At 36.5% G+C, this 17,128-nt stretch carries 12 protein-coding genes and 1 other annotated feature; of the genes, 9 read left to right on the top strand and 3 right to left on the bottom strand.

The features are described from left to right. Positions 1 to 11 precede the first annotated feature (11 nt). The 3 genes from DOK76_RS06265 (at position 12) to DOK76_RS06255 (ending at position 4,332) form a co-directional block, all read left to right on the top strand. Positions 12 to 1,874 (top strand): beta-glucoside-specific PTS transporter subunit IIABC, encoded by a 1,863-nt coding sequence (locus tag DOK76_RS06265; protein ID WP_206965884.1) that lies wholly within the window; start codon positions 12 to 14, stop codon positions 1,872 to 1,874. Positions 1,875 to 1,921: 47 nt separating this feature from the next. Beyond that, a complete protein-coding gene (locus tag DOK76_RS06260) occupies positions 1,922 to 3,391 on the top strand; it encodes a glycoside hydrolase family 1 protein (protein WP_206965882.1) in 1,470 nt (489 codons plus the stop codon). Between the two features lie 101 nt (positions 3,392 to 3,492). After that, a complete protein-coding gene (locus DOK76_RS06255; RefSeq protein WP_206965880.1) occupies positions 3,493 to 4,332 on the top strand; it encodes an HAD family hydrolase in 840 nt (279 codons plus the stop codon). Positions 4,333 to 4,344: 12 nt separating this feature from the next. Here DOK76_RS06255 and DOK76_RS06250 read toward each other — a convergent pair whose 3' ends face one another. From DOK76_RS06250 to proB, 3 genes are all read right to left on the bottom strand, one after another. Beyond that, a complete protein-coding gene (locus tag DOK76_RS06250) occupies positions 4,345 to 6,969 on the bottom strand; it encodes a YfhO family protein (RefSeq protein WP_370590102.1) in 2,625 nt (874 codons plus the stop codon). A gap of 141 nt (positions 6,970 to 7,110) precedes the next feature. Next, complete coding sequence (locus tag DOK76_RS06245; RefSeq protein ID WP_206965878.1) at positions 7,111 to 8,358, bottom strand: glutamate-5-semialdehyde dehydrogenase; 1,248 nt, start codon at positions 8,356 to 8,358, stop codon at positions 7,111 to 7,113. Positions 8,359 to 8,361: 3 nt separating this feature from the next. Beyond that, the gene (gene proB, locus DOK76_RS06240; protein WP_206965876.1) at positions 8,362 to 9,183 is read right to left on the bottom strand and encodes a glutamate 5-kinase; all 822 of its coding nucleotides are present in this window, start codon (positions 9,181 to 9,183) and stop codon (positions 8,362 to 8,364) included. A 354-nt stretch (positions 9,184 to 9,537) separates the two neighbouring features. Here proB and DOK76_RS06235 point away from each other — a divergent pair, with 354 nt between their 5' ends. The 6 genes from DOK76_RS06235 to epsC all read left to right on the top strand — a co-directional run bounded on the left by DOK76_RS06235 (position 9,538) and on the right by epsC (position 17,117). Next, positions 9,538 to 11,541 carry a KUP/HAK/KT family potassium transporter gene (locus tag DOK76_RS06235; RefSeq protein ID WP_206965985.1) on the top strand — a complete coding sequence of 668 codons (2,004 nt, stop codon included), beginning with the start codon at positions 9,538 to 9,540 and terminating at the stop codon, positions 11,539 to 11,541. A gap of 120 nt (positions 11,542 to 11,661) precedes the next feature. Next, complete coding sequence (locus DOK76_RS06230; RefSeq protein ID WP_206965874.1) at positions 11,662 to 12,186, top strand: dCTP deaminase/dUTPase family protein; 525 nt, start codon at positions 11,662 to 11,664, stop codon at positions 12,184 to 12,186. 109 nt (positions 12,187 to 12,295) lie between these two features. Next, positions 12,296 to 13,663 carry a DNA repair protein RadA gene (gene radA, locus DOK76_RS06225; RefSeq protein ID WP_206965872.1) on the top strand — a complete coding sequence of 456 codons (1,368 nt, stop codon included), beginning with the start codon at positions 12,296 to 12,298 and terminating at the stop codon, positions 13,661 to 13,663. Between the two features lie 16 nt (positions 13,664 to 13,679). Further along, positions 13,680 to 14,777 (top strand): PIN/TRAM domain-containing protein, encoded by a 1,098-nt coding sequence (locus DOK76_RS06220; RefSeq protein WP_206965871.1) that lies wholly within the window; start codon positions 13,680 to 13,682, stop codon positions 14,775 to 14,777. Positions 14,778 to 14,886: 109 nt separating this feature from the next. After that, positions 14,887 to 16,350 (top strand): glutamate--tRNA ligase, encoded by a 1,464-nt coding sequence (gene gltX, locus DOK76_RS06215; protein ID WP_206965870.1) that lies wholly within the window; start codon positions 14,887 to 14,889, stop codon positions 16,348 to 16,350. Next, positions 16,348 to 16,559: a binding site (T-box leader), on the top strand. It overlaps the preceding gene by 3 nt. A gap of 45 nt (positions 16,560 to 16,604) precedes the next feature. Beyond that, positions 16,605 to 17,117 (top strand): serine O-acetyltransferase EpsC, encoded by a 513-nt coding sequence (gene epsC / locus DOK76_RS06210; RefSeq protein ID WP_206965864.1) that lies wholly within the window; start codon positions 16,605 to 16,607, stop codon positions 17,115 to 17,117. Positions 17,118 to 17,128 lie beyond the last annotated feature (11 nt).

The following is a 17,128-nucleotide window of genomic DNA, read 5'->3' as shown; positions in this document are numbered from 1 at the left end:
CAGGAGTAATAATGACTAATCAAGAATTAGCAAAAGAGCTTATTGAAAAAATTGGCGGCGTTAGTAATATCAATCAACATTGGCACTGTATCACGCGACTTCGTTTTAATTTAAAGAACCCTAATATAGTGCAATTAGATGCTATTAAAGAGTTAGACGGGGTTATGGGAGCTCAATTTCAAAGTGGTCAGTTCCAAATTATTATTGGTAGTGAAGTGGCTAATGTATATCTAGAAATCAGTCGTTTAACTGATGGGCAGTTAAGTGAAACTGGTAATGAAGGCCATCAAAAAATGAATCCAATCGAATATGTTTTTGATGTTATTTCAGGTATCTTTACACCGATTCTAGCAGCAATTGTCGGAAGTGGGCTACTTAAAGGAATCATGGCAATGCTAGTATTTTTCAATGTGTTGTCAGATAAGAGCTCAACATATGCTGTTTTAGATGCGATTTCAAATGCAACATTTCACTTTTTACCTTTCTTAGTAGCTTTTTCTGCCGCTAAGAAATTTAAAACCAATCAATCCTTAGCAGTAGCATTAGCAGGAATATTAATGTATCCCACATTTATGGCAAATGCCGCAGCAGGAGAGATTACTAGTCTGAAATTTATTGGCATAACAATTCCGATGAATAGTTATGCTTCAACGGTAATTCCCATTATTTTAGGCGTTTTACTATTAAGCTACGTTGAGAAATATGCGACTAAATTAGTTCCTAAATCATTAAACATTGTGTTTGTTCCTTTAATTAGTTTACTTGTCACAGCACCGATTTTATTAGCTTTTATTGCGCCACTAGGTAATTTAATTGGTTCTTATTTAGAAAGTTTCTTTACGATGTTATTTACTGTGGCAGGACCAGTTGCAGGTGCCCTAATGGGTGGCTTAATGCCTCTAATCGTTATTACTGGTATGCACTATGCCTTCTTCCCGGGAACTTTTACAAGTTTAGGGAAACTTGGCTATGACATTATGCTGTTACCTATGAACTTAGTAGCTAACCTAGCTCAAGCAGGTGCTACTCTTGGGGTTATTGTTAAGACTAAGGACCAAAAAATGAAGCAAGTAGCCGTTTCAGCTTTTATTCCAGCTATTTTTGGGATTACCGAACCAGCCATTTACGGTGTAACGATGAAACTAAAAAAACCATTTTACGCTAGTATGCTAGGAGGCGCAGTGGGAGGAGCTATTTTTGGGACCTTTGCAGTGAAAACTTTTAGTTTTACTTTACCTGGTATTTTAGCGATGTCGACTTATATTGAAAGTGGTACGAATAACTTTCTGTTTGCCTTGATTGGGGCTGTCTCAAGTTTTGCTGTTGGTTTTGTCGCGACTCTCTTTTTAGGATTTGATACAGGGGAAACAAAAGTAGAAGCAACACATTCTGTGAGTACTACTGAAGAAGCTTCTAGTCAAATTTTGTCACCACTAACAGGTGTTGTGAAAGAATTAAGTACTTGTCCTGACGAAACATTTGCCTCAGAAATCGTGGGTAAAGGGATTGGTATTATCCCAAGTGAAGGTGAAGCAGTAGCACCTTTTGATGGGGTGATTACGATGACAACAGACACAAATCATGCTATTGGCCTTGTTTCAGATGCCGGTGTAGAGGTATTGATTCATGTGGGCATTGACACAGTTGAGCTTAAAGGTGAAGGTTTTAAACGTCTAGTCAATCAAGGTGACAGAGTGACTGCTTCAGACACATTACTGACATTTGATAAAGAGTTGATTGAAGCTAAAGGCTTAAGTTTGTTTTCACCTGTTGTGATTACAAATACACCAAACTACTTAGATGTCTTACCAGCTATTAAGAGTGATTCAAAAGTAACAAGTGGTAAGGAAGAAATATTAATCGTTGTTAACTAATAGAGTTAAAAAATAAATTAACTAAACTTATATAGGAGGAATTTTTAATGAAAGAATTACAAACAGGATTTCCAAAAGGATTTTTATGGGGTGGGGCAACTGCTGCTAACCAAATCGAAGGTGCTTATAACGAAGGCGGCAAAGGGATGTCAACGTCAGATTATGCAGCGTATAAAGATCCTTATGCAACAGGAAAAGTGGATAACTTTACCTTTAATGTAACGTCTAAAGAATTAGCTGAATACAAAGAAAACGAAGCGAACTATTTATTCCCGAAACGTTGGGGGATTGATTTTTACCATCGTTACGAGGAAGATATCGCCTTATTTGCAGAAATGGGCTTTAAAACGTTCCGCTTATCTATTTCTTGGGCACGTATTTTCCCAACTGGTTTAGAAGCTGAACCAAATGAAGAAGGATTAGCTTTTTATGACAAGGTATTTGATACATGTGCTAAATACGGAATCGAACCATTAGTAACTATGTCTCATTACGAAATGCCTATTGCGTTAACTGAAAAGTACAATGGTTGGGCAAGTCGTGAGTTGATTCCTTTATTTGATAAATATGCTCGTGTGTTATTCAATCGCTACAAATCAAAAGTGACTTATTGGATTACGTTTAATGAGATGAACATGAACTTAAACAGTCTTTACACAGGAGCAGGTATCTTAGAAGATTTAATCGATCCTGAGAAAAAATTAGAAGTAACGTATCAAGCAAGTCACCATCAATTTTTAGCAAGTGCTTTAGCTGTAAAGGCTGCTCGTGAGATTATGCCAGAAGCTAAAGTTGGTTGTATGATTAATCAAATCGAATCATATGCACTAACAACAAAACCAGAAGACCAACTACAAGCTTTAAAATCAAATCAATTGAATATGTTTTATCCAGACGTTCAAGCGCGTGGTGAGTACCCAAGTTATATGGCTCGCTACTTTGCTGATAATAACATTCATGTGGCTATGGAAGAAGGCGACGAAGAGATTCTTAAAGCTGGTAAAGTGGACTACGTAGCAATTAGTTACTACATGTCTCACGTAACGGAAGCTCGTGAAGATGCTTCTGAATTAGCCGGTTCATTTGATAGCCCAATTAAAAATGAGCATTTAGAGTTATCCCAATGGGATTGGCCAATTGATCCAATCGGCTTACGTATTTCTTTAATGAAATTATATGACCGTTATGAAATTCCTTTATTCGTGTGCGAAAACGGCTTAGGTGCAAAAGATGAATTAACAGAAGACGGAAAAATTCATGATGAGTACCGCATTGATTACATCAGAAAACACGTGGAACAAATGAAAGAAGCGATTAAAGATGGTGTTGATTTAATGGGTTACACGACTTGGGGTTGTATTGACTTAATTAGTTGTGGTACGTCTCAAATGTCTAAACGCTACGGATTCATTTATGTAGATCAAGATGATAAAGGACAAGGAAGTCTAACACGTTACCGTAAAGATTCATTTAATTGGTACAAAGAAGTAATCGCTTCTAATGGTGAAGTGCTTTAAAAATAGCGAAAGGCTAAGGAACATTTGAGTTCTCTTAGCCTTTATCGTGTCTTTCGTTTATAATAAAGGAGAGTATGTTAAAAGAGAGGACGAGTCGTAAGATGACAATTGCATTTTTTGATGTGGACGGCACACTTTGCAACAGCAGTGGTGTCGTATTAGAGTCGACAAAACAAGCTATTCGTAAGTTTAGACAAGAGGGACATTTAGCCTTTATTTGTACAGGGCGATCAAAACCAGAAATTCTAGATGAGATACTGAGCGTTGGATTTGATGGCGTGATTGGCGCTGGCGGTGGTTATATTGTGATTGGAGAAGAGGTCGTCAAACATCAAACCATGCCAAAAGAAGGTGTGCTAGAGATTATCGACTTCTTTCATCAACATGATATTGGCTATTATTTAGAATCAAATGATGGGCTATTTAGTAGTACCAATTGTGTGAGGAAAATTCAAGAAGAAGTTCGAAAAGTAGCAGATCAAGAAGGTGTTTCGTTTGAAGAGATGGACGAAAAAACACAGTGGTTTTATGAATTACTAGCTAAACAAGACAATGAGGAAGTAGATCATAGTAATGTGAATAAAATTTCTTTCATCAATAATACGATTCCTTTTGCCAAAATTGCTGAAGCTTTTGGCGAGGTCTTTCATTTATATCACTCAACAGTGCCTTTATTCGGACCTGAAAGTGGTGAAATTGCAGTGAAAGGCATTGATAAAGAAAAAGCTGTTTCTTTTGTTCTTGAACAATTAGGTTTAGAGAAACAGGACGCGATTGCCTTTGGTGATGGTGATAATGATTTATCTATGTTTGAAGCAGTAGGTTATAAAATTGCTATGGCAAATGGAACTGATAATCTGAAAAAAGCGGCTCATGAAGTGACGCTAGACGTTGATGAAGATGGTATTGCAAAGAGTTTATCAGACAAAAATTGGTTATAAAAAAACATGGTATCAATCCTCAGGGATTGATACCATGTTTTCTTTTTTTCTTGTTGAAAAGTAGTAATAGCATCCGTAAACTAACAGGCCAATGAAGAAGAGACTAACACCTATCACAAAGCCTGGTGGTAAGAAGGACAAGGTAATCGTATGGTCACCTTTAGGCACATCAAAGGTTAGAAAAGCTTTTTCTAAAGATTTCGTTGGGACTTTTTTACCATCAATTTTGACAGTCCAACCTTTGTCATAAGGAATAGTGGTCATTAAGACACTATCTTCAGGTGTAGAGATTTTGGCAGACGCTTTGCGTTTATCCACATTAAAGTCTACTCCTTTTTGTTGGATTTCTTTCATGGCGCTTTGGTATTTATTAGTATCCATTAAAACAACTGGAGGGTCGATTAACTCTACTTCTTTTGTCCCGTATAGTTCCAAAGTAAAGCGTAGTGTTGTATCTTTTTCAAAGTAACCCAAGTTATAGTACTGACCAGTTATGTTAATTTGCGATTTATAGCTCGTTCCTTGAGACAAGACTGTTGCCGTTGAACTTTCTAACTGAGAGAAGTTAGATGGGAATAAACTCAAGTAAGCTTGGTTTCCTGCAGGCACAAAAATATCATAAGTAATAGATTTGGCAACATTAGGTTTTTGTTCTTTATAGAGAACGTGATTGTTTGTTTTTTTAATAATATCTGTGTTGTTAGTATCGACAACAGTTGGCTTTTTGAAGCTAAAGTAATCTTCTTCTAAGTGAGACAACTGATTAACTAAGGCTGTTTGCGCACCTAGGTTATCATTTTTAGGTAACTTCATTTTGTAAAGATCGTCATCAGTGAGTATTCCTAGAGGCATGGCATACTCATTGGTATAAAGTTGATACTTGCCTGATTTAGAAGTTGAAGTAAAGCCGTATTTGTTAACCATTTGATCGCTAATGTTGTGCTTAATACCAAGTAAACTATCCATGAATAAAGTATTATTTTGGTAGCGAATATTTAGACTAGTACCTCTTGAACGAAAACCTAAGTCATTTAAAAAGTTAGAAGAGTGTCTGTTTCTAATGGAAGAAAACATACTGACACCACTATAGCCATAATTAAAACTGTCATTTGAAGAAATAGGTGCCAGTGACTCTAAGCGGTAGAAGTCTTCTTTGTTGTCTTTGTCTGCTTGATCAACAAGTTTTTTATAAGAAGGATAAGGCTCAGAGTAGAGACTTCTTGATGCGTAATTCCAATCATCTAAAATACCGTTTAACATATAAGACGTATTTAAAAAGGCTTCACCTGTCACCATAATGAGTAATAAAAAGGCTAGGCGCTTAGGGGATATTTTCTTTAATTGGAAGAAAATAATCGCTGTTAAATAAAGCAAAATGAATAAAATGGTGATTAAGAGATTGACCGGTGTCACGTAATCGTAACTACTCTTTGGTGAGGTTAGTGCGGCAATCACAAAAACAATCGGTAAGACTAAACAGATACTGACAAAGTGACCTCTGTCTTGTTTGGTGAAAGATTCCCACCCGTATCCAGCCAGCATAACGACTAGAAAAGAGAACAAGAAACTAAATCTAAAGAGAAACATATTAGGTGCATGGAAACCATGCCAAAATAGATTAAGTGGTTCTATGTAAAAACTAGCAATTAAAAAGGCGAAAAGACTACCGTAAGCTAGCTTCTCTCTAAGAGTTATTTTCTTAGTTACAAAATAGAATAAACAGAAAATCAAAGGTAGTAACCCTACATAAATAAAAGGAATAGAGCCGTACTTGGTGGTATCAAAGACACCAATCATGTTTTTCATCACGATATCCCAAAAGGCAGTGGCTTCTGTTTTGAATTTAGTCATTTCTGACAGAGTTTCACCATTTGTGGATAGGTCCATCACCGCTGGTAAAATCATAATCATAGAACTAATACCTGCTAAAAAGGAGGTAACAAAGTAAGGAATAATTCGTTTTGTATAGGCTTTGGGTTCAATGAGTAGACGAACAAAAAAGTAAGCAACAGTAAAGACGCCGACCATAAAACCAAAATAAAAATTAGAGATAAATAGTAGTAAATAACTAGCAAAAAGTAATTTGGATTGTCCTTTTTCTAACACCCGATTAATCCCTAAAATAACTAATGGCAAGTATACGAAAACATCGAGCCACATGATTAACTCGGAGTGAGCCGTAATAAAGGACATTAAAGAATAAGACACACTCAAAGTCACAATGGACCAAGGAGCTATTTTGTAAGTTTCTTTTCCGTAATACCAAAAGGCAAGACCTGCACAACCAACTTTGATTAAGGTTAGTAGATACAGCGCATCAGGAATGTTTTGGTTATTAAAAAAGAAGACTAAGGGAGTAAAAATACCACCTAAATAGTAAGAGATTAAGGACCAATAATTAAGACCTAAGGAAGCATTCCATGTGTAGAGAATACTTTCTTTTCCGTGAAGCACGTTGTTAAAGCTTGCATGGAAGTTGGAAAACTGAGAAAAAGCATCACTAGCTAAGACACTGCGATCACTTCCCCAATAAATGCCAATACTTAAATACACGAAAAACATGGTGAGAAAAGGGATTAAAAAGGCTGTTAAGCCGTATTTGCCTTCTCGTTTAAAATAATCTTTAAATTTAGCTATATTCAATTGATAAGTCCTCCGAATTTGTACTGATTTAACTCTTTTATTTTAACATAAAAGAGTGAGAGAAAATAAAAAGGTTCCTTTAATAAAGTGAAAAGTCTTCTAACAAAACAAAGGAGTGTTAGAAGACTGATTGATTTAGTGTCTGATTTGACCAGAACCATAAATAATGTATTTAGTTGAAGTGAGTTCATTAAGCCCCATAGGACCTCTAGCATGAAGTTTTTGGGTGCTAATGCCAATCTCACCACCAAAACCAAAAGCACTGCCATCAGTGAACCTAGATGAGGCATTCACGTACACAGCTGCTGCATCAATTTGTTTTAAAAAGCTTTGAGAAGTGGTGTAGTTGTTTGTCACAATCACCTCAGAATGATGTGTGGTATAGGTTTGAATGTGCTCAATAGCTTCTTCAGAGCTTGCCACCGTTTTTATTGCTAGAATAAAATCGTTAAATTCTGTTTTAAAGTCTTCCTCAGTTGCAGGAATGCTAGTTGATAAATAGCGACTAGAAAGCGTGTCTGCTCTTAGTTCTACATGAAACGGCGTCATAGCTACTTCTAATAAAGGCAAAAAGCTTTCAGCAATTGCTTCATGAACGATTAATGTTTCTGTCGCGTTACACACAGATGGGCGTTGGGTTTTACCATTCATGACAATATTTAATGCCATTTCTAAGTCCGCGTCTTTGTCCACATAAACATGACAATTACCAGTTCCTGTTTCAATGACAGGAACTGTAGCTGTTTTGACTACTGTTTGGATTAAATTAGCACCGCCACGAGGAATAAGAACATCGAGATAACCATTTAAGGTCATAAAATCTTTAGCTGTTTCACGACGAGTGTCAGCTATAAATTGAATACATGCTTCTGGGAAATTAACAGAAGCAAGGGCTTTTTGCATAGAAGTAACAAGAGCTTGATTAGAGTGGAAGGCTTCTTTTCCACCGCGCAAAATCACAGCGTTTCCTGATTTAAAGCAAAGACTAGCAGCATCCGTGGTGACGTTTGGACGAGCTTCGTAAATCATACCGATAACACCCAGTGGCACACGTTGTTTACCAATGGTTAAGCCATCAGCATTTTTCCACATCTTATCCACAAGTCCGATTGGATCTGCTAGGCGGATAATGCTTTCAATGTCAGCGCACATCGTCATCAGTCGATCAGATGTCAACAATAAACGGTCCATCATGGTTTCAGGGACATTGTTTTCTTTTGCTAAAGCTAAGTCTTTCTCATTAGCGGCTAAGATAATGGATTCATCTTGTTTTAGTTGAGCTACAATAGCTTCAAGAGCAAGATTCTTGTCCTTTGTTTCTGCCACAGCTAAAAAGCGAGCAGCTTTTTTGGCTTGTTCTCCTAGTTGAATTAGGGTTGTCATAAGTTAGTCTCCTTCTGTATACGTTGAACTGGCAAATAAAGTACCGATTGTCTGACCTTCTAGAATATCAAAGATAATACTAGGTTCTTCACCATTAGCTAAAATCATTTGGCTATCACGGGCAAATATTCGTTTTGCAGCTTTTAGTTTACTTGACATACCACCTGTTCCAAAACGACTACCTTCACCACCAGCAGCAGCTTCAAGGGAATCTGTAATATCTGTAATGCGGTGGTATAAGGTTGCATTTTTGTCAGTATTTGGATTAGCTGAATAAAAACCATCAATATCTGAGAGCATGATTAATAAATCAGCATCTGAGAGATGAGCTACGATAGCTGATAGTTGATCGTTATCCCCAAACTTAGTCAAATGATCTAATTCATCTACAGCAACACTGTCATTTTCATTAATAATGGGGATAACTTTCATTTCTAATAATTCTTGAATCGTGTTAATAACATTTTTACGGCTTTCTGGGTAATCAACAACGTCTCGTGTTAGTAGCACTTGAGCCGATGTTTGATTGTAATATTGAAAGCGTTGGTTATAGATTTTAATTAATTCTGATTGACCAATAGCAGCGACTGCTTGTTGTCTTGAAATAGTCGTAGGGCGTTTGTCTAGACCGAGTTGGTGAAGACCGGCTCCAATAGCACCTGATGAAACTAAAATGACTTCATAGCCTTGATTGTTTAATGTGGTTAAAGTGAAGGCCATTTGATCAATGGCTCTTAAATTGATTTTTCCATTTGGTAAAATAAGTGAACTAGTTCCAACTTTAACGACTAGTCGTTTAACTGATTGAATTGATGTACGAGACATGGGTAACATTCCTTTTTCTATATAATCTATTACTGATTTTAACTCATTTATTGACAGGTTGCCACGTATATAGTGCATTCTGTAGGAATTAGAGAAAAAAGGAGGCGAATTAATAAATTATGTCATAAGAAACGTACTTTATATAGTGAGGGAGTCTTTAAAAAAGAAAGAGGCTGGTTAGTTGTTAAAACTGGGTTAAATAACGAATGATTTTTTTAATAAAAAAAGAGATTGACTTTTAAAAAAAAGAGACTATAATCAGTGTGTTTGCAGTAAAAATAAACGATAAAAAAAAGGAAATGTTTGCTTGAAAGTGAGGGAAAAAAAGTGAGTCAGGAATTGACTAAAAAAAATATGGATACGTTTAAAGTGGGAGGAGCTTTAGTAGCCATGGGAGTGGTGTATGGTGACATTGGTACCAGTCCACTTTATGTAATGAAGGCTATTATTGAAGGAAACGGCGGCTTAGCTAATGTTTCCACTGATTTTATCTTAGGATCAGTTTCTTTAGTGTTTTGGACACTAACACTATTAACAACGGTGAAATATGTGATGATTGCTTTAAATGCAGATAATCACGGAGAAGGTGGGATTTTTTCTTTATACACCTTAGTCAAGAAATCAGGAAAATATTTATTGTTCCCAGCCATGATTGGTGGAGCGGCACTTTTAGCCGACGGGGTGTTAACACCTGCCGTAACAGTAACAACAGCTATTGAAGGCTTAAGAGGAATCCCAATCTTTTATGACACCTTTGGCAATGATCAAAATATTATTGTTATTATTACCATGATTATTATTTTTGGATTATTTATGATTCAACGCTTAGGGACTCAAAAAGTCGGAACTGCCTTTGGACCCATTATGTTAGCCTGGTTTACTTTCCTAGGTGTTATGGGAATTATGAACTTCGCTAATGATTGGAGCGTGTTAAGAGCGCTAAATCCATATTATGCGTTCCATGTATTAGTATCAGACGAAAATAAAATGGGAATTTTTATTTTAGGAAGTGTCTTCTTAGCCACAACAGGAGCAGAAGCGTTGTATTCTGACTTGGGGCATGCGGGAAGAAAAAACATTCGTGTTAGCTGGCCATATATTAAAGTGTGTTTAACCCTTAATTACTTTGGTCAAGCCGCTTGGTTAATTAGTGTGAAAAATAACCCAACGTACCAACAAATTGAGTTATTAAATCCATTCTTTAGAATGATGCCTGATTCAATGACTGTTGTAGGTGTGGTCTTTGCGACACTAGCAGCGATTATTGCCTCTCAATCACTTATCTCAGGTTCTTATACCTTAGTATCAGAAGCAATCAAGTTAAGATTGTTACCAAGACTTAAGATTATTTATCCTACAGATCAAAAAGGACAGCTCTATATTCCAGCTGTTAATACCTTATTAATGATTGGATGTTTAGGAATTGTATTAACTTTTAGAACATCAGCTCATATGGAATCTGCTTATGGATTAGCCATTACGATTACGATGTTAATGACGACCTTCTTAATTCTTTTCTACTTGTTACAAGAAGGTATGCCAAAAGTCTTTGCCTATAGTATCTTTGCATTCTTTGCCGTGATTGAAAGCATCTTCTTTATTTCAAGTGCGACAAAATTCATGCATGGTGGTTACGTAGCAGTATTCATGGCTCTTCTTATTTTTGGTATCATGCTTATATGGCACCGAGGCAATGTGATTCAAGAAAGAGAGTACGACCGTATTTCTTTATGTGATTACAAAGAGCAGCTTCAAGAATTAAGACAAGACCCATCAATTCCTCAATATCAAACGAACATTGTGTTCTTAACATCAAAAATTAAAGGGCATCAAATTGGCAAAGAGATTATTTATTCTATCTTGGATAAACGACCTAAAAAAGCTAAAGTTTACTGGTTTGTTAATGTGTTTGTGACAGATGAGCCATACACTAATGAGTATTACGTTGATATGATGGATACGGATTACATCGTTAATGTACAATTACGTTTAGGATTTAGAATGAATCAAGAAGTGAATGTTTACATTCGACAAATTGTGAATGACTTAATGGAAGAAGGTAAATTGCCAAAACAACCTCAAAAATACTCGCTAACTAAGGGACGTGAAGTAGGAGATTTTGCTTTTGTTTTAATTCGTGAAGAGTTAACACGTGTGACTTCGTTAAGTGCTATTGATACAGCTGTTATGCAAATTAAGTTAGCAATCAAAAAAATTGCTTTTGATCCAGCCAGATGGTTTGGGTTAGAGTATAGTGATGTGATTGTTGAGCATGTGCCTTTAGTGATTGGTAGTCAAAAACAAGTCACTAAGCTGACTCAAATTCAAGTAGATGATTTTGATGAAGAAGACGACTAAACAATAGAGATGAGTTTTTAAGGAAGAGATAAAACTTTTATAGTTTTATCTCCTTTTTTTTGTTATTTTAGGTATAATTAATAGGATAAAATAAAACGTAATAAGGGGAAGAAGAGACAAATGAGAACTAGAGGTTTTGAAAAAGTATCAACATTTGAAGGAATTAACTTACCAAAGAGAGCGACAAAGCACGCAGCTGGTTATGATTTTGAAGCAGCTGAAGAGATAGTTATTCCATCTATTTATAAATCAGGTATCGCAACAGCGTTAAAAGTGGCTTTCAATAAAGAAGAGATTTTCATGGATGAAACCATGTTAAAACAAGTGAAACCTACTTTAGTACCAACAGGTGTGAAAGCTTACATGGGAGAAGAAGAATTTTTACAACTATGTAATCGCTCAAGTAACCCAATGAAAAATTTCTTACTTCTAGGAAACGGAGTAGGGGTCATTGATAGTGATTACTATAACAACGCTGATAATGAAGGTCATATCATGTTTCAGTTTATTAACTTTGGTTTGAAAGATAAGGTAATCAAAAAAGGGGAACGTATTGGTCAAGGAATCTTTTTACCTTTTTTAAAGGCAGATGGAGATGAAGCTGGTATAGATCGCACAGGTGGGTTTGGGTCTTCTGGAAAATAAGGAAAACTTCAATAAAAAGTTACTCTTTTTTTAAAAGGAATACTTAATAGTATGTTAGAATGTTTATGTACTTGTGAACAAACTAATCAGTAGGTGAGGAGATGAATTAATGGCAAAAAAGAAAAATGAATTTGTTTGTCAGGAATGTGGGTATATCTCGCCTAAATACTTGGGACGTTGTCCTAATTGTGGTAATTGGAATACCTTAGTGGAAGAGATTATCCAAGAAAAGGCCACTCGTCATAGTCGTGTCAGCTTAACAGGTGAAACAACTAAACCTGAAAAACTAGATAAAATTGTGTTTAAAAAAGAAACGAGAGTCCAAACAGATTTAGAAGAATTGAACCGGGTTCTTGGTGGTGGGGTTGTGCCGGGCTCAATGGTATTGATTGGGGGAGACCCAGGAATCGGTAAATCAACCTTGCTTCTTCAAGTCTCTCAACAACTGAGTAAGTTAGACGATCATGTGTTGTACGTGTCAGGGGAAGAGAGTGCCCAACAAATAAAAATGCGTGCAGAACGATTAAGCCAAGAAAACAATGATTTTTATGTTTATGCTGAGACAGATATGGGCATGATAAAGCAAACCATTGAGCAAATTAGACCGAATTATGTAGTGATTGATTCGATTCAGACGATGATTCACCCTGAGGTCACTAGTGTGGCTGGTAGTGTGAGCCAAGTTAGAGAAACCACAGCTGAGTTGATGCAGATTGCTAAGACAAATCAAATCACGATTTTTATTGTGGGACATGTGACAAAAGAAGGGTCTTTAGCTGGACCGCGTATGTTAGAACATATGGTAGATACGGTGCTTTATTTTGAAGGAGAACGTCATCATACCTTTAGAATTTTGAGAGCTGTAAAAAATCGTTTTGGCTCAACTAACGAAATAGGTATTTTTGAGATGCGTGAGGAAGGTTTGGTGGAAGTTAGTAACCCCTCAGAAGCGTTTCTTGAAGAACGGTTAGCTGATGCTACTGGATCGGCTATTGTGTGTTCTATGGAAGGAACGAGACCAATTTTAGCTGAAGTACAAGCGTTGATTACTCCGTCTGTTTTTGGTAATGCCAATCGAACAGCAGCTGGTCTAGATCGTCACCGAGTGTCACTTATTATGGCAGTGTTAGAAAAACGAGCAGGCTTGTTACTCCAAAATCAAGATGCCTATTTAAAAGCAGCTGGTGGTGTGAAATTAGACGAACCTGCTATTGACTTAGCTATTGCGGTTAGTATTGCTTCAAGTTATAAAGACCAAGGAACTTCCCCTCATGAGTGTTTCGTTGGTGAGATTGGTTTAACAGGTGAAGTGAGACGAGTCAATCGAATTGATCAACGAGTTAAAGAGGCTAAAAAATTAGGTTTCAAGAAGATTTATGTTCCTAAAAATAATTTACAAGGTTGGAAATTACCAACGGGAATTGAAATCATTGGTGTCTCAACTGTATCTGAGACATTAAGAAAAGTGTTTAAATAAGAAAGGAGGAAAACAGATGCAAAAAAAGATTTTTAATGGTGTAATGGCCCTAGTAGGTTTTAGTATCGGGGTCACGTTAATTCCAACAGTTTGGAAAGTATTTAACTTATCTAGTAATCAATGGTTGAACAATGATGTGACGAACGGCTTGATTGGTGCCATTATTTTTATTATTATTTCCATGTTTACGTTTCGTTATGTTAGAAGTGCCATTAAACAAGTAGAAAAATTTATTGGGGAGCAAAGCTTACAAGACATTGTGTTTGGTAGTATTGGTGTTATTGTTGGTTTGCTTTTAGGGGCTTTGGTATCCATACCACTGTACTCACTAAAAGTAGCCTTACTTAATATCTTGTTACCAGCGTTAATTATGCTCCTGTTAGGTTATTTTGGTTTTAAAGTTGGAACAACCAAAACCGAAGAGTGGAAGAAATTATTTGCACCTAAACCTAAAAAAGGCACTGAGGAAATTATTGATAAGAAACAAGCAGTTAATTATCATCAGTACAAAATTTTAGATACAAGTGTTATCATTGATGGACGTATCTATGATGTAGCTAAAACTGGCTTTATCGAAGGAACGTTATTGATTCCTAATTTTGTGTTGTATGAGTTACAATACATTGCTGATTCAGGGGACAGTTTGAAACGTGTCCGTGGTCGTCGTGGTCTAGATATTTTAAATGCCCTTCAAAAGGAAGAAAATATTTCAGTTGAGATGTACGAAGGGGACTTTGAGGATATTCAAGAAGTTGATAGCAAGTTGATTAAACTAGCTAAGTTATTAGATGGTATTGTTGTAACGAATGATTACAATTTGAATAAAGTAAGTGAGTTCCAAAATGTACCAGTGTTTAATATCAATGCGTTAGCCAATGCGATTAAACCTGTAGTGATTCCTGGTGAAACCATGGATGTCTTAGTAATGAAAGACGGAACCGAGCGTCAACAAGGAGTAGCTTATCTAGATGATGGTACAATGGTTGTTGTAGAAGACGGTAAGCATTTTATGAACAAACGCATTAATGTGGTGGTGACAAGTGCTCTTCAAACAGCAGCAGGTCGCATGATTTTTGCGAAACCTTCACATTCACAAACCACAATCAACAACTAAGTAAAAAAAGGAAGTATTCCTGTTCAGTTAGCTTTACTAATGACCCAAATGAGGGTAAAATTTAGAGTGACAAATAGATGGGAAAAAAGAGAGTAAGGAAGGTAATTTCATGACAAAAAAAGTACGTGTAAGATACGCACCAAGCCCAACAGGACATTTACACATAGGGAATGCGAGAACCGCATTATTTAACTATTTATATGCAAGACATCACGATGGAGAGTTCATCATTCGTATTGAAGATACGGATCAAAAACGCAACATTGAAGGTGGCGAAGAAAGTCAGTTAGACAACTTAACATGGTTAAATATTGATTGGGACGAATCTCCTCAAAAACCAGGGAAGTATGGTCCTTACCGTCAGTCAGAACGTGGTGACATTTATGCACCACTTATCGATCAATTATTAATGAGCAACTTAGCATATAAATGCTATTGTACAGAAGAAGAATTAGAAGCAGAACGTGAAGCTCAAAAAGCTCGTGACGAAATTCCTCGTTATAACGGTAAATGTGCTCATTTATCTGTAGAAGAACAAGCAGCTAAAGAAGCAGAAGGTATTACACCAGTTGTACGTTTCCGCGTACCAAAAAACCGTTCATACAGCTTTGAAGATTTAGTGAAAGGCAACATTACATTCGAATCAGATAGCGTTGGTGGGGATTTTGTTATCCTTAAACGAGATGGTATGCCAACTTATAACTTCGCTGTAGCAGTTGATGATTACATGATGAAAATTACTCACGTTTTACGTGGAGACGATCACATTGCAAACACACCAAAACAATTAATGGTTTATGAAGCTTTTGGTTGGGAAGCACCAGTTTTTGGACATATGACATTAATTATTAACACTGAAACAGGTAAAAAATTAAGTAAACGTGATGAAACGATTTTACAATTTATCGAACAATACCGCGACTTAGGTTATTTACCAGAAGCGATGTTTAACTTCATCGGCTTACTTGGTTGGTCTCCAGTTGGGGAAGAAGAAATCTTCTCTCAAGAAGAATTTATTAAAATGTTCGATGCCAATCGTTTAGGTAAATCACCAGCAGCATTTGATAACAAAAAACTTGAGTGGATTAGTAATCAATACATGAAACAAGTTGAACGCTCAGAAATGGCTAAACTTGCTTTACCATACTTAGTAGAAGCAAAATTAGTGGAAGAAAACCCAAGTGAAGAAAAATTAGCATGGGTAGAAGAACTAGTTTCTTTATACCAACCACAAATGAGCTATGCAGGTGAAATTGTTGAATTATCAAGTCTATTCTTCAATGACACATTGAGCTTAGATGACGTTGCTAAAGAAGTATTAGCAGGAGAAACAGTGCCTCAAGTATTAGAAGCATTTGCAAAAAATATTGCTGAATTAGAAGTCTTTGAAGCAGCTGAAATTAAAGCGTGTATCAAAGCCGTTCAAAAAGAAACAGGGGTTAAAGGTAAAAACTTATTCATGCCAATTCGTGTGGCAGTCAGTGGTCAAATGCATGGTCCAGAATTAGCTGAAACCATTATGCTTTTAGGTAAAGAAAAAGTATTAGATCACATTAAACAATCTAGTAACTAAAATACGTTGACAAGAAGAGTAGATAACATGGTTATATAGAGAGCTCGTGGGTGGTGAAAACGAGTAAACCGTGTTATTGAAGTGCCTCTTAGAGTAGTTTTGATGAAAGATAAGTAGTCAAAAACGAGTGATGCCCGTTAAGCAATCAAAAGGTGGAGAAGCTTATTTCTCTACGAAAAAAAGTGGAACCACGTGGAAACGTCTTTTAGTCAAGTGACTAAAGGGCGTTTTTAGTTTGTTAAGGAAGTGAATTCATGAGTATAAAAGAGGATATCGCAACTGTCAGAAGACTTGACCCAGCCGCTAAATCAAATGTAGAAGTTTTTTTCACTTATCCTGGCCTACATGCTGTTTGGGCCCACAGATTATCCCATTTTTTATATAAAAAGAAATGCTACTTTTTAGCTAAAAGCCATGCTCAATTTTGGCGATTTATCACAGGGATTGAAATTCATCCAGGAGCGCAAATTGGAAGACGACTTTTCATTGATCATGGTATGGGATTAGTGATAGGTGAGACGACTATTATTGAAGACGACGTGACTCTTTATCACGGAGTGACCCTAGGTGGGACAGGTAATGATTGTGGTAAGAGACACCCGACAATTCGAAAAGGAGCTTTGATTTCAGCTCATGCTCAAGTGTTAGGTCCTATTGAGATAGGAGAAAACGCAAAAATCGGAGCCTCTTCAGTTGTCTTGAAAAGTATACCAGCCAATACAACAGCTGTTGGTATACCAGCTAAGGTAGTCAAACAAAATAAGTAAGGAAAGAAGGG

It is taken from the genome of Candidatus Vagococcus giribetii (assembly GCF_017316185.1).
Lineage (GTDB): Bacteria > Bacillota > Bacilli > Lactobacillales > Vagococcaceae > Vagococcus > Vagococcus giribetii.
This window is presented reverse-complemented; position numbering and strand designations above follow the sequence as displayed.